The sequence below is a fragment of the Sphingobacterium sp. HJSM2_6 genome (assembly GCF_049316305.1).
Taxonomy (GTDB): Bacteria; Bacteroidota; Bacteroidia; order Sphingobacteriales; family Sphingobacteriaceae; genus Sphingobacterium.
Genome location: NZ_JBMOXB010000009.1, coordinates 142,000 through 160,379, shown reverse-complemented (window position 1 = coordinate 160,379; position 18,380 = coordinate 142,000). Strand labels below are relative to the sequence as shown.

Below are 18,380 nucleotides of genomic sequence, written 5' to 3'. Positions count from 1 at the left end.
TCGAAATCATGAAAACATTATATAAATTAGGTAGAATATCTTTATTAGCTATCGCATTAGCATCTTTCAATAGCTGTGGTGATTATTTCGATTTGACGGATAATCCAAATTTAGTGCAGGAGCCACCATTGAAAGCATTATTGACTACCGCTACCCATAAAGCTGCATTTAATAATTACCGAATTGCATCTATTACCAATTCGTATGCTCAATATTTTGCAAGTTCTTCCGCAGGCGGTGATACCGATACCTATAAGACCACAGATAACTCTGGGACTTGGAATAACTTATATTATGCCTTAGCAGATTTATATGACTTTATGCAAAAGTCAGAAGAACAAGGAGCTTATCACCATTTAGGAGTAGCTCAATTGCTTACCGCCTTTCAGTTAGGTTTAGTCGCTGATACCTGGGGTTCGGCACCATATAGTAAAGCATTTGGTAAAGAACCTACCTTAAATGTCGCATACGACACAGAAGAGGAATTGTATAATGCACAGGTGGAATTGGTAAACAAGGCCTTGGAAAATTTTGCAAAAACAGATGCTACCCAAGTCCTATCTGAAGCGGAAGATTTAATCAATGGGGGTGATGTGGATTTATGGATCAAATTTGGTCAAGGGATAAAAGCACGCTTGTTGAATAAAATTTCGAAGAAATCTACGTATAATGCGGCAGCGGTTTTAGCAGCTACAGCAGCGTCTTTAAGTTCCAATGCGGAAGATGTAGGCATGTCTACCTATGATGGGGTTAATCCTTGGGCTTCTATAGCTAGAAGTAACTTGAGTAATACCTTAGGCGGTTGGTTATCGAGCAATTTTGTGGACCATTTAAATGGGGTTAAGTATGGAATTGAAGATCCACGAATTTCTAAAATAACAGAAAAAACAGTGCATGATGTATATGTAGGAACAAGAAATGGAGAAGGAAATGTTGGTGCGGCAAACACTGTTCGGGATGAGTGTTACATCAGTTTAAATTCGCCACTGACCAGTGATGCATCTCCTTTGTATATCATTACCTATGCAGAGATTAAGTTTATAGAAGCTGAGGCTGCATTTCGTAATAATAATAAACCATTGGCTTATACCTCGTTTTTGGCAGGAGTAAACGCGAATATGGATAAGTTAGGTGTGTCGGCTTTAGATCGTGCGGCCTATATCAGCACAATTTCTGTAGGGCAGGCAAACTTAACCTTAGCCGATATATTCAGAGAAAAATATGTGGTGACTTACTTGAGCGCTGAAGCATGGAATGACGTTCGTCGTAACGACTATGCCTATAAAAATTTCCAATTGCCGGTTGGAGCATCTTTAGGTACCGAATTTATTCGTAGGGTCGCTTATCCAGCTGATGAGTATACCGAAAATGGATCCAATGTTCCGGAACAACCGGTGTTGAGTTCGAAACTTTGGTGGGACAAACCATAAAAAAAAAGCTCCTTGGAAATTTCCAAGGAGCTTTTTTTTTAGATTTTAGATCAGGTATTTTATTGATCTTGGTAGAAGGTATCTCAGGGTTAATGCCTTTTAAAACAGGCCCATTTGTCCTTTGTCATCAATCTGAATATCGTCAGGATTGGTGATTTCAAAGGTTACGTCGTTGGCGTTGTTTGCTTCTGATTTAGTGTTTTCAGTAGCGTCAGCATGCTCTTTATTTTGCAAGTTTTCATTGCTGGAATCTTGTTTTATACTGCTAGATAAGTCTTTTTCTTCAGTCAGCAATTTTATATGCTGAACAGTATGGAAAGAAAGTCTATTGCCTTGAGCTTTCATGCCTTTTACATCTACAATCTCTAAAAGCGATTGATCCAGGTGTTCTTTTACTTGGGACTTACCTTTTAGTAAATTTAAAGATGCAACAGGAGCATCGTTATTCGTTAATACCACAAGTTTACTTTCTTCTCCAATAAATTTTACACGTTTGCCAACAGCGCTGTCGTCAAAGGTGAAGCGTTTTACGTAAAAAGTCCCGGTCTTATTATCTTGATGGATAGCGGTATATACCTGTGTGGGGATAAACTTTTCTAAGCGAATCATCTTTTCGTCGAAATGATTGTTTAGGTCGAAGTTTGATAATTCGTAAGAACCATCATTCACGACCATTAGAATCTTATCGTCACCATCAAACTCTCCTAGATACCTGCCACGTTCATCGGCATTCAATCGTTTCAAGATATCATCGTACCAAATTTTTCTACGCGATAAGGTGGAAATTCCAGCACTTTTAAAAGTGATTTTTTTAACGGGGTATTTGCTGACAATATTCCCTTGAGAAGCACGACCTTTGATGGCTACTTCAGCAAAGTCTAAGTCGAAGTTAAGTTTTCGCAACTTGGTGTGTGGTTTCAATTGTACATTGACAATTTCGGCCTCCCCATTCGCATTGGCGGTAAAGTAAAGAATTTTACTGCCTTTTGTTGCTTTACCGATATCGTATTCTTTATCCCGTGTTACGGCGGTAACGGCAAATCGTTTCATGTAGTTGGTGCTAGAAGCACCGTCTTTATAGATGGCGTTATAAATGGTGCGCTCATCTCCTTTTTTGAAGACAGCAACATGGATAATATCTTTGCCGACGAACACTTTATCTTGAACTTTCACGACAGAATACTTACCGTCTGCACGGAAAACAATGATATCGTCAATATCCGAACAGTCACTTACTAATTCATCTTTACGCATATTGGTTCCGATGAAGCCTTCTTCGCGATTAACATACAGTTTGGCATTGGCTAGAGCGACTTGCGTGGCTTCAACTTTGTCAAAAATACGTAGTTCTGTTTTGCGCTCTCTTCCTTTGGCATATTTTGAACGGATATATTCAAACCATTTTATCGCGTATTCCGTTAGGTTACGTAAGTTTTTCTTTACCTCTTTAATCTCATCTTCCAATGTTTTCATCTGCTCGTCAGCTTTCTTGACATCGAAGCGTGTGATGCTACTCATGGGTTTGTCAATCAATCGCTTATAGTCTTCGGCATTTATGGCGCGATAAAATTGATCAAAGAATGGTTCAAATAATCGGTTTAAAACTTCGACAACGGTTTCAAAATTCCCTGCATTTTCATAGTCGGCATGTTTATACATCCCTTCTTGAATGAAGATTTTTAATAAGGAGCTAAAGAATATTTTTTCTTGTAATTCGTGAAGTCGAATTTCTAATTCTAATTTTAATAGATTTTTTGTTTGTTTACTGTTTTCAATCAAGATGTCATTGACACTCATAAAATGAGGCTTATTATTCTTGATGACACAGGTATTTGGAGAAATAGAAGTTTCGCAAGCCGTAAATGCATAGAGTGCATCGATGGTGACATCGGGAGAAATACCTGGTGCTAGGTGCACCATGATTTCCACAAACTCTGCGGTATTATCTTCAATTTTTTTGATTTTTATTTTTCCTTTTTCATTCGCGGTAACGATGCTGTCAATCAAACTTCCAGTTGTTGTACCAAAGGGAATTTCGGTGATGGCGAGCGTTTTCTTATCTCGTTCTTCAATCTTTGCCCGCACACGAATTTTACCTCCACGTTGACCTTCGTTGTAATTGGATACATCGGCCATGCCACCTGTAGGGAAATCGGGGAAGATATTGGGTCTTTCTCCCTGCAGTACTTGAATGGATCCGTCAATGAGTTCTAGAAAATTGTGCGGCATAATTTTGGTTGCCAAGCCTACAGCAATACCCTCCGCGCCTTGTGTAAGGAGTAATGGGAATTTAACAGGTAGGGTGACAGGTTCTCTATTTCGACCATCATAGCTGAGTTGCCATTGGGTGGTGTCTGCATTAAAGACTACTTCATTCGCAAATTTAGAGAGCCTTCCTTCAATATAACGAGCTGCAGCAGCGGAGTCTCCTGTGATTGGATCTCCCCAGTTTCCTTGACAGTCAATTAATAAATCTTTCTGACCAATTTGCACCATCGCATCACCAATAGAAGCATCACCATGGGGGTGGTACTTCATCGTATTTCCAATGACATTAGCCGCTTTGTTGTATCGACCATCATCCATTTCTTTTAACGAATGAAGGATCCGCCGTTGTACGGGCTTAAAACCATCATTGATGTGAGGTACCGCACGGTCCAAAATCACATAAGAAGCATAATCTAAAAACCAATTTTCATAAAGACCTGATAAAGCAATGGTATTGCTTTGATGGTCTTGATGGTCCTGGTTTGGATTGATTTCGTTGTTTTCGTCTGTGTTGTTGATTTCGTCACTCATGTACTTTTCAGTAAATTTTTGAAGGGTATGTAGGTTTGATTTCTACAAACCTTGTAAAAATACAAAAAATCATTCTATTTAAGCGTGCGATGGGAGGATGTTCTACTTGAACTTTTGCATTATTTCCTGTACTTTTAGCAAGAAACAGAAATAACCAATGATTAAAAAACACCTGATCACGCTTTTATTTTTAGCATTAGTGCTATGTGCTACGGCACAGCAAGCGACGTATAAATTACAAGAAGCAATTTCTTACCATACTGGTACTTCCGATGCTTATAAAAAGGAAAAATGTCAATTGGATATTTATTACCCTGTTGGGAAGCAGGATTTTGTGACGGTGGTTTGGTTTCATGGGGGAGGTTTAACGGGTGGACAGCGAGAAATTCCTGATTATTTGAAAGAAAAGGGGATTGCAGTCATCGCTGTTGGGTATCGCCTGTCGCCCAAAGTAAAGGTTTCAGAAATCATTAAAGATGCTGCTGAGGCGGTGAAATGGACCTTTGACCACATCGAAGAATTTGGAGGTAGTAAAAAGAAGATTGTATTGTCTGGACATTCTGCCGGAGGGTATTTAGACTTGATGTTGGCTTTGGATAAACGTCATTTATCGGCGGTAGGTGCTTCTGCTCAGGATTTGTTGGGAGTGGTGCCTTTTAGTGCGCAGGCGATTACGCATTTTACAGCTCGTCAAGAACAAGGTCTTTCAATCAATCAGCCCGTGATTGATCAACTTGCCCCCTTATATTGGGTACGTGCAGATGCTGTTCCGATTACGTTGATTACGGGAGATCGTGAATTGGAAATGGTGGGCCGGTATGAGGAAAATGCCTATCTCGAGCGTATGTTAAAGTTAGTCGGTCATCAGCAGGTGAAATTATTGGAGTTGGATGGGTATGATCATGGGATGACTTATCCTGCTTTCCCCATTCTGCTCAAGGAAATTGAACGTTGGACTAAGTAACTGCCAAGCTTCATTGGGAAAATAAGTTTTTCTTTACGGACATTTTACTAAAAAAATTAGTATTTTTGAGGTCTTAGTATTTCAAGATGGCTATGCACGTGATGGAAGATAAGCGCTTTGTTTCTCATTTGGATTTGGACACTTTTTTTGTGAGTGTCGAGCGTTTGAAGAATAATAATTTTATAGGTAAGCCACTCATTGTAGGTGGTTTAAGTGATCGAGCAGTGGTTTCTGCATGTAGTTATGAAACCCGAAAGTTTGGTGTACATAGTGCGATGCCGATGAAATTGGCCTTACGCTTATGCCCACATGCTATCGTTTTGCGCGGAGATATGGATAGCTATAGTTATTATTCGCGTGTGGTGACGGATGTCGTTCGAGATTCGGTACCTGTGATGGAGAAGGCTAGTATCGATGAGTTTTATGTGGATCTGACTGGGGTGGATAAGTTCTTTGGTTGCAGTAAGTTTATGATGGAGCTGAAGGAGAAAATCAAGAAGGAAAGTGGCTTGCCGATTAGTTATGCCCTGGCTTCGAATAAGCTAGTCAGTAAGGTGGCTACCGATGATGCGAAACCAGATGGGAAGAAAGAAATTTTGCACGGTGACGAGCGGGAATATTTAGCACCTTTGAACATTTCGCGTATGCCTGGAATTGGTCAAAAGACAGGAATGTTACTGAACCAGATGGGTGTAAAGACTATTAAAATATTAAGTGAGATTCCACTGCCGATGATGCAGAATTTATTAGGAAAGAACGGAATCGATCTTTCTCGTAAAGCCAATGGAATTGATCCCTCACCCATTGTTCCTTATTCCGAACAAAAGAGTATTGGCTCGGAAGAAACCTTTATGCAGGATACTATTGATATTCAATTTTTAAATAGTGAGTTAATCCGTTTGACGGAGAAGTTAACCTTTCAATTGCGCAAGCAACAGCGTCTTACGGGTTGCGTGACGGTGAAACTTCGCTATGCGAATTTTGATACGGTAAGTAAGCAGATGGTTATTGCCTATACCGCTTCTGATGCGGTACTTCTTAAGAAGGTTAAAGAATTGTTTAGTAAGTTGTACGATAAGCGGATGCTGGTCCGTTTGATTGGAGTTCGATTTAGTCATTTGGTACAAGGCTCGCAGCAGATTAATTTATTTGAAGATACGGAAGAGGCTGTTCGTTTATATCAAGCGATGGATGCTATGCGGCATCGATTTGGGGATGAGGCTGTCAAACGAGCGATCTCCATTCCTAAGCTCGAAAATAAGTCGAAAGCTAAATTGTTTTGATGGGGGTATTGCGGTTTAGCTTTTTGAAGGCTGCAGCATAGTCTGCACACATCTTTTCCCAGCTGTACTGTGTTATACTATAAGATTGAAATGCTTTTGCCTGTTGCTGATAGCGTTTAGGGTCGCTTTGAAGTGCTTTTAGCTGTTTAATCCATGCCGCCACATCTGCAGATGGCAGGAGTAATCCGTTTTTTTGATGATGTATCGCATCTGTGATACCTTCCATATTGGAGGCCAAGACTAAAGTGCCAGAAATGGAGGCTTCTAAGCAGACTAAGCCAAAACCTTCCATGTCGCCAGGGATGGACAGGTTGGGCATGAGGAATGCTGTAGCATGTTGTAAGAACAATTGCAGATCCTGAAAAGGAACTTTGCCCAAATGGGTGACTTTGTTTTGTAATTCTTTGGTTTTTAGTAATTTGCGAATAGCCGATTGATCTGTTGGATAGCCTAAAAAGAGGGTTAATATTTGATGCCATTTGCGGGGTAAAAGCTGAAGTAGGCGTTCGCTAATTGTTGGTTTAGCATGAAATGGGCCTAGCATAATCAAGTGGAAATTTTGGGGCATATGGGGTATAACCTCTTTCAGTAACCAGGAAAACCCTTTTCTTTTTACTGGACGTCCAAGGGTAATGAGGTAAGGTTTTTGTAGCGGGCAGGAGGGGTATCGCTGTTGCAATTCGGTCAAGGACTCTGTTTTAGGGGAGGCCAATTGATGGTCTACACCATTGTTAATGACTTGAATTCGATGGGCGTCAATGCCCCGAAATCGTGCAGCGACAGCGGTAGCTTCACTTACTGCAATGATTAAATCATAGCGGTTGAAGCGAGGAATTATTTTCTGCTGAAAATAAGACACCGGAAAAACAACATCTAGTCCATGAAGAGTCACGGATTGCTTGATATGTTGATATCCTTTGTGAAATAATGCAAAGGAAGCAATTAATCCGTCATTGAAATGAATGCATTGAATCGAGGGATTTTGAGCAAGCATGTCGATAATTCGTGAATTAAGTCGGTAAAAAAACATAAAAATCGATTCATTGCCTTTGCGATAGACTAATTGATGGACTTTGGCGTATGGATGCATTCCTTGAATTAGCTCATAACTCTGCTTTTCCATTCCTCCTGTAGCTGGAGGATATTTATGACTGACAAACAATAATTCTAATTTAGGCATGGGCGAGCTGAGGGTTTTCTTTTTTAAGGATTAAATAGAGTATAAAACCGATGATTATCCAGAGCAATTGTCTGGTTCTTCGGAGGATAGATACCGTGATCCAAGTGGTTCCGACGGTGATCCCTAGCGCTTGTAACATGAGTTTGTTGCCTAGTTCTTCAATCCCAAGCTGTCCAGGAATGAAGGCACCTAAACTTTTAATCATCAATATGCTCATGTCTAATACAATGCCTTGCATGATACGGATGTCTATGGATAAATAACGTAGAATAAGGTAAAATTCCAAACTTCCAACAATCCAGTGTATGAATGAAAGGGCGTAAGAGCGCCAAAACAGTTGGTTTTGTTGCCGATAAAACTGTCGGATTTGCCCGAATAATTCCATTCGCTTTTCCTTAATTTTCCTGAGCCAATTGTTTTTTGGATGTATAAGTGGTATGGATTCATTGATTTTGGAATAAGAAAGCCAATAAAACAGGAATCCTTTTCCTAAAATCAAGACTAGGAATAAGGCATAGAAGGGCACAGTAAACTGTTGGATGATGTCTTGCCCTTGAGGGCTTAGCATAAGCCATATTCCAGCAAATATGACGAGTGATAACTGGGATAATATGGCTGTGATGCGGGAAATAAGGACGCTGTTCGTGATGACAGATGCTGGTATTTTAGCGGATTGTAGCAACTTAATTTTTAATACATCTCCTGCAATAATACTCGTTGGGTTAAATTGCCCAACTGTTTCTCCGATTTGTCGGATCGAAAATAATTTATAAAGAGATACACGGGCTTGATAATCTCCAAAACATACCTGCCAAGACCAAGTGGCAAAGAAGTAGGCGACTGCTGTTACAGCGAATATGATTGCATATCGAATTCCGATGTGTTGTAATTGTATCAGAATAACCTGGAAATTCGTGTTCCATAAGAATAGGGTCAAACAGATCAATATACTACTTAAGAGCATGATTTTAAACCATGAATGAGTTCTTCTTAGGGGCTTAGCCATATTGGTTTTCTAGCGAAAGTGTTGCTAATGCAGAAACATCTTCAAAATACATATCAGCCAATTTATTCCAGTCTAATTGTTGTGCATAATGTATAGCTTCTTCTTGTAAGGATTGCTTTAAGTGTGGATTGCTTAATATTTTTTTGATATAGAATAGGTATTCTTTGGCATTGTTTGGAACACATTTAAACCCATTGACTTCATGTTCGATTAGATTCGCACTGCCTCCGGCATTCGCAATCACACAGGGTAATCCCGAAGCCATGGCTTCGATGACGACATTTCCATAAGTTTCGGAAGTCGATGTGAATAGAAAAACATCGGCTGAAGCATATAATTTGGAAAGTTCTGCATGATTTAGTTTGCCCAAAAATAAGGCGTTTGGCATTTTATACATGGCCTCATTTTTTGCAGTTCCATCTCCTGCAATGAGTAGATTGAAGGGGTGATTTTCATATTCTAATTGCTTATAGATTTCGATGAGTGTTTGAATATTCTTTTCCCAAACGAGCCTACTGGTAAACAAGATGTTTGGTTTCTTGTTCTTAGTGATTTGCTGAATGTATTGTTCATCGCGCTTATTCTTGTTGAAGAGTTTGAGGTCTATTCCTCGTTGCCATAAATGCATGCGGTTAGTATCGACCCCTATTTCTTTTAGTTCTTGAATCATGTTCTTGCTGGGAACATATACTTTGTGGCAGGAATTGTAAAAGCGGATCATGGCTTTTCGAGTCCAATATTCCATGGGTTTAATCATCGAACTGAAGTTCCGTAGGTAATAAGCGATATAAGAAATAAAATGAGTGTGGTAAATGCTAATGACTGGGATGTTTTTCCGTTTGGCATATTCCAAAGCAAAAAAACCAAGGAGTGAAGGAGTCGCTATATGAATGACATCGGGATTAAAAGCTTTTAAGGCCTGCTCTAATCGGTTGCGCGAAAATGAGGGAAAGGCTAAGGAATAATCTGCATTCATAGGGATTTTTACCGTCGGAATTTTTAAGGTTTGGTGTGCTTGCAAAGAAGCTTGTCCACGTCCGTAAATAAATAAGTAGCGGAAGTGAGTTGTATTTATTCTATTGATGAGTTGAAACATGGTTCTCGATGCCCCGTCAAAATCTTCAATCATAATCTCGGAAAAAAAAGCAACTTTCTTCATTGTAGGTATGAAATACTGTATCTGGGTAAAAGTAATTGTGTTGTATTTATTAATTGATAAGAAAACATTAACAGTTTGTCAAATAATTATTTATTTAAACTGAAGCTTTAAAGATTTGTAAATAGATGTTAAACAAATATTTAACATCTATTTGTGTTTTACGTCATATTTGCTCTTTTACTTTGTTTAAGCAAATGAGCAATGCATGTTACAAATCAATATTCCTTATCCTGCAAAGCGTAAATCTTGGAATTTGGGACTACTAAGTCTGTTGACCATCTTTGTTTCTGTAGGTTTTATGATGAGTTTTAAGCGTGTAAAAGCGTCCAAAGTGGATTCATTTCCTTCCTATATTGCTTTGTCAGATCGAACCTCTGGAGATTTATCTTTATTGACGTATAATATTGCAGGATTACCTGAAATTATTTCCAGTGCTCAAACGTCTAGATCTTCGAGTATTCGCAGGATTGGAAGTCGGTTGGAAGCATTTGATATTGTAAATGTGCAGGAGGATTTTAATTATCATGAGGATTTGTATACGGATAATTTGCATCCTTATCGTACAGTGAGTATGGGTGGTGTGCCTTTTGGAGATGGCTTAAGTACCTTGTCAAAATATCCGCTAGTGGAAACACAACGCATTGCATGGGATTCGTGTTCTGGTGCGGATTGTTTAACCCCTAAAGGGTTTTCATTTAGTCGGGTTCAATTGGCTAAAGAGGTGTTTGTAGATGTGTATAATATTCATGCGACCGCCCAAGATCATGAGCAAGCATTACGGGCGAGGGGAAGTAATTTGAATCAATTTTTGAAATTTATAGAGACGCATTCTAAAGGAAATGCTTTACTGATTATGGGTGATTTTAATGCACATTATGCATTTTATAAAGATCATATCCGTCAGTTTCAGCAAGCAATGAACTTGCAAGATGCTTGGGTTTCCTTGTGTAATGCTGGGGTAATTCCGGAGGAGGAAGTTGATTTTCAGGCACAGCATGCACTGATGGTTCACGATGGAATGGAGAGTATTGATAAAATCTATTTTCGAAATAGCGATGAGCTTATTTTTAAAGCCAAGCGCTATCGGGTTGAAAAGGAGTTGTTTACTAATGATGAAGGCGAGCCTTTGTCGGATCATTGTGCAGTTTCATTGACGTTGGGTTGGGAATTGAAAACTATTAGGAAGAAATGATGGTATTAGTAGTATAGCGTGTGGAAGAAAGAAATTGTTCAGAGGCATGCTATCAATGGGCTTGGATATGTCTGAATTGGTTTGTGTATTTATTATAAAGAGTAATTGATGGTTTTAATTTGTATCCTCGTTGTTTTAGTTATTGTATTGTTGTTTATCATCAAAAAGTTAAGGAGGGATTTAATTTCGGTCGTCCTGACGGAAGAAGAGTTTTCAGATAGTCAATTTTCTAAGGGTAAATTTAATGTATTGACATATAATATTGCCGGTTTACCTCAGGGGATTTCTGCGGCAAAAATGCCTCGAAGGTTGAGCATCACGGAGATTGGAGAAAAAGTGGGCCGCTTTGATTTTGTGAATGTGCAAGAAGATTTTAACTATAATACGGCTTTTTATTCGCTAAATACACATGCCTTCCGAACCGATCATAAAGGGAAAATTCCTTTGGGGGATGGGTTAAATACCTTGTCAAACTACCCTATAGTGGCTTATCATCGGATTCCTTGGAGGCATTGTAGTGGTCCGGATTGTTGGACGGTGAAAGGATTCAGTTATGTCGAGATTCAATTGGATCATAATGTATTTATTGATGTGTATAATGTACATGCTAATTCTAGCGATGTGGCAAGAGCTGCTCGAGCAAGACGTGAAAATCTTCGGCAACTAGCGCAGTATATCCACGAGCATTCACAGAATAAGCCTGTACTAGTTATGGGAGATTTTAATGCGCACTATGCCTATAAAAGGGATAATTTACATGAGTTTTTAGTTACTACTGGTCTTTCGGATGGTTGGGTTCAACTCGTTCAAAAAGGGACGTTTCCTGAAATTAAACCTAAATTTAAAGCACAGGATATGCTTTCGCTAGATAATGACAGCGAGAGTTTAGATAAGATTTTTTTTAGAAACTCTAAAAACTTCCAATTTATCGCACAGGATTATTTGGTGGAATCTGAATATTTTAGAAATGCGGATGGAGAGCCTTTATCGGATCATTTGGCTATTTCGATGAACTTTGAATGGGAATGGCGCGGTATCGATACGGAATAATCTATTGTTTTTAAACTAAAATATTTAGGTTATAGTTTTTTTTAACATATAAATACTAAAAATATTAGTAAAGTTTAATTGAAAATTGCTAATCTTGCATTATGTTTTTAAATTGTAAGACTTGGTTTAGTTTTCACTATGGAACTTATCCTACTCAGGATTTAGTAGATCGGGCTGTGAAGTTGGGGATTGGTACATTAGCTCTTACAAATATCAATAGTACGGCAGATTGTTGGGATTTTGTGAGTAAATGTAAGCAGTCTGGAATTAAGCCGATATTGGGTACTGAAATACGTAATGGCAATAGGCTGTGCTATATTTTATTAGCGAAAAACAACGATGGCTTCTTGAAGATTCATGAATATTTGTCTTATCATAAACAAAGAGACATTGATTTTCCGCTACGTCCTTCATTGAGTTTGGAAAATTTATGGGTGATTTATCCATTTGAAGATCATCCAGACTTAGATTCACTCCAAGAGGAGGAATTGATTGGAATTAGAATGGATGATTTGCAAAAGTTGAGCTGGCAGGATGCGCTTGCACAAGATTGTTGGGTTGTTTTACATGCTGTTACTTTTCAAGATAAGTTTAATTATAACTTGCACCGAATATTACGAGCTATTGCCAAGAATACCTTGCTTTCTAAATTAACGAAAGCTGATTTTGCAAGCTCTAAGGAGGTTTTTGTAGAGGAAGGAACGCTTGTATCGGCATTTGCACGATACCCTTCTTTAATTAGTAAAACAGTACAAGTCTTAAAGAGTTGCTCCATTCAGATGGAGTTTCGTACGGATAAGAATAAGAAATATTTTACAGCTTCTGAAGAAGGTGATCATGAGCTGCTCACAAAGCTGGCCGTGGAGGGCTGTAAAATTCGTTATGGTGCTCAAAATAAAGAGGCATTGGCACGGGTGGATAAGGAATTGAAGATTATTCAACATCAGGGCTTTAACGCTTATTTTTTGATTGTTTGGGATATGTTACGGTATGCAAACGAACAAGGGTTTTATCACGTAGGTCGAGGCAGTGGCGCTAATTCGGTGGTGGCTTATTGTTTGCGGATTACAGATGTAGATCCAATTAAGTTGGACTTGTATTTCGAACGGTTTTTAAATCCGAATCGGAGTTCACCGCCAGATTTTGATATTGACTTCAGTTGGAAAGATCGGGATGCTATTTTTGATTATTTATTTATCCGGTATGGTAGACAGCATGTTTCTTTATTAGGGATGTATAATACCTTTCAGCGAAGAGCCATTATTCGGGAAATGGGGAAGGTTTTTGGTCTTCCAAAAGAGGAAATCGATGCGTTGGTTCAACAACGGGAATGGCATCCAGAAGATAAAATTCAGGCGCTTATTCAGAAGTATGGGGCAGGTTTAGTGAATTTCCCCAATCATATAAGTGTACACGCAGGGGGAGTGTTAATTAGTGAGAAGCCACTGAAGCATTATGCGGTGATGGATCTTCCTCCGAAAGGTTTTTTGACCTTGCAAATGGATATGTTTGAAGCCGATCGGATTGGGCTCTTTAAGTTTGATATTTTGAGTCAACGAGGCTTGGGGCATATCAAGGATGCATTGCAATTAATTCAGAAGAATAGAGGAGAATATGTTGATATTCATCAGGTCGATAAATTGCTTCAGGATCCGGTATTAGCAGATCGTATACGTCAAGCAGATACGATTGGTTGTTTTTACATTGAGAGTCCAGCGATGCGACAGTTGCTGGGGAAGTTGAAATGTTCCGATTACACAACCCTTGTGGCAGCGAGTTCGATTATTCGGCCTGGAGTAGCCCAATCGGGCATGATGAAGCAATATATAGAACGTTATCATGATCCTGATAAAGTGGTTTACCTGCATCCGAAAATGAAAGAACTCCTAAAAGAAACGTATGGCGTGATGGTCTACCAAGAGGATGTGATTAAGGTAGCGCATCATTTTGGAGGAATTTCATTGGAAGAAGCGGATGTATTACGTCGGGCGATGAGTGGTAAATACCGTTCGGAGAATAAATTTGAATTAATGCGCGCGAAGTTTTTTTCCAATTGCAAAGACAGGGGATATGATGATGGATTGACCGCCGAAGTATGGCGACAGATGGAAAGTTTTGGAGGCTATTCTTTTGCTAAGGGGCATTCAGCTTCATTTGCGGTAGAAAGCTATCAGAGTTTATTTCTAAAAACCTATTATCCTACCGAGTTTTATGTTGCTGTGATTAATAATTTTGGAGGTTTTTACCGTACGGAGTTTTATTTCCATGAATTGCAACGTCATGGCGCTGTCGTTGAATTACCTTGTTTAAATCATAGCGAGTATTTAACAAGTATTCAAGGGAATCAAGTATATGTAGGGTTTATTCATATTCAAGGGTTGGAGCAAGCTTTTGGTCAATTGATTTCCGAAGAGCGGCAATGTAATGGGCCTTATCAAGACTTGAATGATGTATTAAAACGCTTGCAACCATCTCCTGAACAGTTGAATATTTTGATTCGAATTTCTGCCTTGCGATTTACAGGTTTAGATAAAAAAACATTGTTGTGGGAGGCGAACTTTAGAGTAAAACGAGTCGCAGAACTGGTGACAGAAGATCTTTTTGGAAAGGAAGAGGTTCAATTTACACTACCACAATTTGAAGAAAATAGAATGGAAGATTTGAAAGATGAAATTGATCTATTAGGTTTTGTGGTTGGTGATTTTTTTGAGCTTTTAGACCCTAAGCATTTGTGCGGTACGGTAACAGCGACTAGTTTTAAAGATAACTTGGGGCAACAGGTCAACATCATTGGTCGCTTGGTAACTATCAAAGAAACCAGAACGATTAAAATGGATCGCATGTCCTTTGGGACCTTTTTGGATTATGAAGGGAATTGGTTGGATACGGTTCATTTTCCTATAACCATGAAACAATATCCTTTTCAGGGGAGCGGTTTTTATACACTGTATGGAAGGGTAATGGAAGAGTTTGGGGTGTTTAGTTTAGAGGTGTTGAGTATGAAGAAGCTTGGATTTAAATTAGGTTAGTAAGTAAAAGGCTGTAGTTTATGAAAACTACAGCCTTTTACGTTTATTTTTCGTCAGGATTATTTGATTTGTTTTCATCCTGTTTTAAATCCTGATAGGGCAATTCCTGAGACTCGTATATTTCTTTATAATGCATCTCTTGTTGAGGAGTTTGATTGTTTTTATCGGTATGAACCTCGATATCAATATCGATTTTTTTCTTGATTTTAGGTGTTCGTACGATTCCCCATTTCATCAGTAATTCTTGGGTGGAGTTTTTCTTAAGGTGTACTTTTTCAGGTTCACCGATTAAGAAGCCAATTGCTTCCATACCAGGAGAAGCGTCAAAAATAACTTTTAAGGTAGCGATTAAAGGAAGTGCGAGGATTAAACCAGCCAGACCAAAAAGCATACCTCCCAACAGAATTCCGATGATGGCCATTAAAGGATTGATACTAACCTTACTTCCGACAATATTTGGGGTGATAATATTTCCTTCCAGAAATTGAACAACTTGAAACCAAGCGACAACCCCGACAGCATACCAAGCGTTATCTTTTACGGCTAAGGCGAATAAGGCAGGTAAAATGGATCCAATAGCAATTCCGATGTAAGGTAATAGCATTAATAAAGAGGCTAAAGATCCAAAAAACCAGGCATAATCAATGCCCATAAACATCAGTCCAGCTGTATTTAAGATAGCAACGATTCCCATAACGGTAATTAATCCTACCAAATAGCTTTGTACAACCTCATAAATTTTATTGAGTACTTCGTTTACCTTATGTTGCGGTGATGATTTTAATGCTTTAAAGAAAAATTCTCTAAAAAAATCACGATAGTACAGCAAGAAAAAACTAAATAAAGGTACTAAAATAGCACTAGCAAGCATATTACCTATAGATCCGAAGGTCGAACCTACTGTTCCGGCTATATTTTCTAATGATTTATTTCCTTGCTCTTTAAGTTTGTCCATGACTTCTGTTTTTTCAATTCCGAATTGATCTTGAAGCCAGGTTTGTCCGCGTTCCAATACCGATAGGACTTTATCGGTAATGGCTGTAGCATCCTTTCCAATGATAATACTTTCATGTACAATAAACCAAAAAAGACCAGAGATCAACGTAATAGCGATGAGCACTGCTAAAATGGAAGCAAATGCTTTTCCTAAATGTAACCGTTCGAAAAAGCGTGCTAAGGGAAATAATGAAATGGATATTAGAATGGCAAATAGTAGAGGTAATAAAACACTCTGTGTCGCATACATTAAAGCCACGATCAGCACTAGCGCAAATAAGCTAGAGGCCAATTCCATGGAGTACGGTCTTTTGGTTTGATTTTTTTCCATATATTGCTTATAACAGGTTATCTGTTTTTTTGTTTTTCCAATCCCAGTAAATTATGTAAATAAACGCTAAAAATATAATAATAGCATTTCCGTACATAATATAGGGAATTCTAAATAAAACGTCGTGATAAATATAGCCGGCAAATAATGCACCAGCACCAATTCCCATTTCGAGCGCTATATACATGGTTGCCACAGCTTTTCCTCGGTATTGCGGTAAGGACAAATCGATAGTCCAAGCATTCACTGCTGGCGAAAATATACCGGTTCCAATACCATATAAGCAGGCACCTACGAGCAAATGAAATACAGAATGAGTAAAACCAATATAAAAAATAGAAAGTGCGATGATGACTAATCCAACTTTCATGACGACAATTCGACCATATCGATCGGCAACTTTTCCAGACAACAATCGAATTCCAATCGATGCCAATGTAAAAGCGGTAAAAAACAAGCCTTTATTTTGTATTTCCAGGTGTTCACTCCAGTCTGGGATTAAGGTGAGGATTACGCCGTATCCTGTATAAGAAAGCAGCGTTACAATTGCGGCAGGGATTACCCGCACTTCGATGATGTCGCGTCGAGAGATCTTTAGCATGTTTGCTGAGAAACGTTGACTTGTGTTCAGTGTTTCTTTCATGTTCAAGACGATAATAATGGATAGAAAGGCGAAACCTGAGGAGCAATAGAACATGCTGTTTAGCCCATAATCTGAAGCAACATAACTACCAATCGCTGGACCAATTGCTCCACCTATACTGAAACAAAGTCCATGCATACCAAGGGCTTCGCCCCATCGCTTGGAAGGAACGATATCAGCTACATATGCAGACGTGGCAGTAGGTTTAAATCCAGTAGAGAAACCATGAACTAGACGGAGCATAAAAAATCCAGCAATGCTGGACAAGATAGGGTAAAGAAAGCCACATACAACGCAGACGATGGATCCAATAGCCATGACGGGGACGCGACCCCATTTGTCGGTTAGTCTTCCGCTAAAAGGACGAGAAATACCGGCCGTTAACGTAAAGAGTGCAATGATTAATCCCTTGTGTTCCGCGCCACCCAATGCTGTTAAATAATTAGGCAGTTCGGGAATAATCATATTGAAACTCGCCGAAAAAAGTAGAGAGCTTAGGCAAAGTAGCGCAAATTGAAAGGTGTATAAGGGGCGATTATCTTCAGGAAGCTGCTTATCCATTGGTTGTATTCAATTTTTGTCGAGTTAACTCTGCACAGAAAATGGTGGTTGCAACAGCTACGTTAAGTGATTCTGCAGCTCCAATCCTCGGAATAGTTACTGCCTGTGTCACTTTTTCTATTAAGCTAGATCGGATGCCATTACCCTCATTGCCCATTAATATTAAACCTTCTTGATTGAAATTTGTTTGATAGATGGATTGGCCATTTAATAAAGCTCCATAAATGGGAAGAGGGTTATTTTGAAGCCATTCTTCCAGATCAAGGTAATGAATTGATATTCTGGATAAGGAACCCATGGTGGCTTGGACTACTTTTGGATTATACGCATCAACAGTCCCAATCGAACAAATGATGTTGCTAATTCCAAACCATTCAGCCGTTCGAATAATTGTCCCTAAATTTCCAGGATCTTGAACATCATCTAATACCAAGCTATGTTTATTTCGCAGTAAAGTAAGGTCAAGTAATTTATTTTCGGGGATCTCAACCAGTGCTAAAGCACCTTGAGGATTCTTTAATGTACTAATTTTGGAAAAATCAGCTCCAGATATTTCTTCAAGTTTTATATTTTGCGGTATTTTACCCAATTTTGCAACTGCTTCTGCCGTAGCCCATAATTTTTGTACTTTGTATGCAGAGTGAATAAATTCTAACACAGACTTTATTCCTTCGACAACAAATAGATTATGTTGTACTCGGAATTTTTTATGCTGCAAGGAGGTAATTAAACTGATTTGAGCTTTTGACAACATCGG

At 38.9% G+C, this 18,380-nt stretch carries 13 protein-coding genes; 6 read left to right on the top strand and 7 right to left on the bottom strand.

Going from position 1 to position 18,380, the window contains the following annotated elements:
• Positions 1-8: 8 nt before the first annotated feature.
• On the top strand, positions 9-1,430 hold the full coding sequence (locus ACFRAE_RS10040; RefSeq protein ID WP_422797020.1) for a SusD/RagB family nutrient-binding outer membrane lipoprotein: 1,422 nt from the start codon (positions 9-11) through the stop codon (positions 1,428-1,430).
• A gap of 99 nt (positions 1,431-1,529) precedes the next feature.
• Here ACFRAE_RS10040 and ACFRAE_RS10035 read toward each other — a convergent pair whose 3' ends face one another.
• On the bottom strand, positions 1,530-4,229 hold the full coding sequence (locus ACFRAE_RS10035; RefSeq protein ID WP_422797019.1) for a DNA gyrase/topoisomerase IV subunit A: 2,700 nt from the start codon (positions 4,227-4,229) through the stop codon (positions 1,530-1,532).
• Positions 4,230-4,386: 157 nt separating this feature from the next.
• Between ACFRAE_RS10035 and ACFRAE_RS10030 the strand changes: the two genes are divergently transcribed.
• Together ACFRAE_RS10030 and dinB are read left to right on the top strand one after the other, a co-directional pair.
• Positions 4,387-5,193: an alpha/beta hydrolase gene (locus ACFRAE_RS10030; protein ID WP_422797018.1), complete on the top strand. Its 807-nt coding sequence runs from the start codon at positions 4,387-4,389 to the stop codon at positions 5,191-5,193.
• 86 nt (positions 5,194-5,279) lie between these two features.
• Positions 5,280-6,476, top strand: a complete 1,197-nt coding sequence (gene dinB / locus ACFRAE_RS10025; RefSeq protein ID WP_422797017.1) for a DNA polymerase IV — start codon at positions 5,280-5,282, stop codon at positions 6,474-6,476.
• Here dinB and ACFRAE_RS10020 read toward each other — a convergent pair.
• The 3 genes from ACFRAE_RS10020 to ACFRAE_RS10010 are packed head-to-tail and all read right to left on the bottom strand — an operon-like array spanning position 6,463 to position 9,821.
• A complete protein-coding gene (locus ACFRAE_RS10020) occupies positions 6,463-7,656 on the bottom strand; it encodes a glycosyltransferase family 4 protein (RefSeq protein WP_422797016.1) in 1,194 nt (397 codons plus the stop codon). The genes dinB and ACFRAE_RS10020 overlap by 14 nt on opposite strands.
• The gene (locus ACFRAE_RS10015; RefSeq protein ID WP_422797015.1) at positions 7,649-8,662 is read right to left on the bottom strand and encodes a lysylphosphatidylglycerol synthase transmembrane domain-containing protein; all 1,014 of its coding nucleotides are present in this window, start codon (positions 8,660-8,662) and stop codon (positions 7,649-7,651) included. The genes ACFRAE_RS10020 and ACFRAE_RS10015 overlap by 8 nt, the downstream gene beginning before the upstream one ends.
• A complete protein-coding gene (locus ACFRAE_RS10010) occupies positions 8,655-9,821 on the bottom strand; it encodes a glycosyltransferase family 4 protein (RefSeq protein WP_422797014.1) in 1,167 nt (388 codons plus the stop codon). Before ACFRAE_RS10010 ends, ACFRAE_RS10015 begins: the two co-directional genes overlap by 8 nt.
• A gap of 205 nt (positions 9,822-10,026) precedes the next feature.
• Between ACFRAE_RS10010 and ACFRAE_RS10005 the strand changes: the two genes are divergently transcribed.
• From ACFRAE_RS10005 to ACFRAE_RS09995, 3 genes are all read left to right on the top strand, one after another.
• A complete protein-coding gene (locus tag ACFRAE_RS10005; RefSeq protein ID WP_422797013.1) occupies positions 10,027-11,013 on the top strand; it encodes an endonuclease/exonuclease/phosphatase family protein in 987 nt (328 codons plus the stop codon).
• Between the two features lie 108 nt (positions 11,014-11,121).
• The gene (locus ACFRAE_RS10000) at positions 11,122-12,063 is read left to right on the top strand and encodes an endonuclease/exonuclease/phosphatase family protein (RefSeq protein WP_422797012.1); all 942 of its coding nucleotides are present in this window, start codon (positions 11,122-11,124) and stop codon (positions 12,061-12,063) included.
• Between the two features lie 101 nt (positions 12,064-12,164).
• The gene (locus tag ACFRAE_RS09995; protein ID WP_422797011.1) at positions 12,165-15,092 is read left to right on the top strand and encodes a DNA polymerase III subunit alpha; all 2,928 of its coding nucleotides are present in this window, start codon (positions 12,165-12,167) and stop codon (positions 15,090-15,092) included.
• A gap of 43 nt (positions 15,093-15,135) precedes the next feature.
• Here ACFRAE_RS09995 and ACFRAE_RS09990 read toward each other — a convergent pair whose 3' ends face one another.
• The 3 genes from ACFRAE_RS09990 to ACFRAE_RS09980 are packed head-to-tail and all read right to left on the bottom strand — an operon-like array spanning position 15,136 to position 18,377.
• Positions 15,136-16,419, bottom strand: coding sequence for an AI-2E family transporter (locus ACFRAE_RS09990; RefSeq protein WP_422797010.1), 1,284 nt, complete (start codon positions 16,417-16,419; stop codon positions 15,136-15,138).
• 7 nt (positions 16,420-16,426) lie between these two features.
• Positions 16,427-17,623: an MFS transporter gene (locus tag ACFRAE_RS09985; protein ID WP_422797009.1), complete on the bottom strand. Its 1,197-nt coding sequence runs from the start codon at positions 17,621-17,623 to the stop codon at positions 16,427-16,429.
• Positions 17,616-18,377 carry a TrmH family RNA methyltransferase gene (locus ACFRAE_RS09980; protein WP_422797008.1) on the bottom strand — a complete coding sequence of 254 codons (762 nt, stop codon included), beginning with the start codon at positions 18,375-18,377 and terminating at the stop codon, positions 17,616-17,618. The genes ACFRAE_RS09985 and ACFRAE_RS09980 overlap by 8 nt, the downstream gene beginning before the upstream one ends.
• Positions 18,378-18,380: the final 3 nt, after the last annotated feature.

Coding starts and splice junctions, on each gene's coding strand:
- ACFRAE_RS10035 (WP_422797019.1), bottom strand. CDS start 4,229: ATGAGTGACGAAATCAACAACACAGACGAAAACAACGAAATCAATCCA.
- ACFRAE_RS09995 (WP_422797011.1), top strand. CDS start 12,165: ATGTTTTTAAATTGTAAGACTTGGTTTAGTTTTCACTATGGAACTTAT.
- ACFRAE_RS10010 (WP_422797014.1), bottom strand. CDS start 9,821: ATGAAGAAAGTTGCTTTTTTTTCCGAGATTATGATTGAAGATTTTGAC.
- ACFRAE_RS10030 (WP_422797018.1), top strand. CDS start 4,387: ATGATTAAAAAACACCTGATCACGCTTTTATTTTTAGCATTAGTGCTA.
- dinB (WP_422797017.1), top strand. CDS start 5,280: ATGGCTATGCACGTGATGGAAGATAAGCGCTTTGTTTCTCATTTGGAT.
- ACFRAE_RS10015 (WP_422797015.1), bottom strand. CDS start 8,662: ATGGCTAAGCCCCTAAGAAGAACTCATTCATGGTTTAAAATCATGCTC.
- ACFRAE_RS09985 (WP_422797009.1), bottom strand. CDS start 17,623: ATGGATAAGCAGCTTCCTGAAGATAATCGCCCCTTATACACCTTTCAA.
- ACFRAE_RS10005 (WP_422797013.1), top strand. CDS start 10,027: ATGTTACAAATCAATATTCCTTATCCTGCAAAGCGTAAATCTTGGAAT.
- ACFRAE_RS09990 (WP_422797010.1), bottom strand. CDS start 16,419: ATGGAAAAAAATCAAACCAAAAGACCGTACTCCATGGAATTGGCCTCT.
- ACFRAE_RS10040 (WP_422797020.1), top strand. CDS start 9: ATGAAAACATTATATAAATTAGGTAGAATATCTTTATTAGCTATCGCA.
- ACFRAE_RS10020 (WP_422797016.1), bottom strand. CDS start 7,656: ATGCCTAAATTAGAATTATTGTTTGTCAGTCATAAATATCCTCCAGCT.
- ACFRAE_RS10000 (WP_422797012.1), top strand. CDS start 11,122: ATGGTTTTAATTTGTATCCTCGTTGTTTTAGTTATTGTATTGTTGTTT.
- ACFRAE_RS09980 (WP_422797008.1), bottom strand. CDS start 18,377: ATGTTGTCAAAAGCTCAAATCAGTTTAATTACCTCCTTGCAGCATAAA.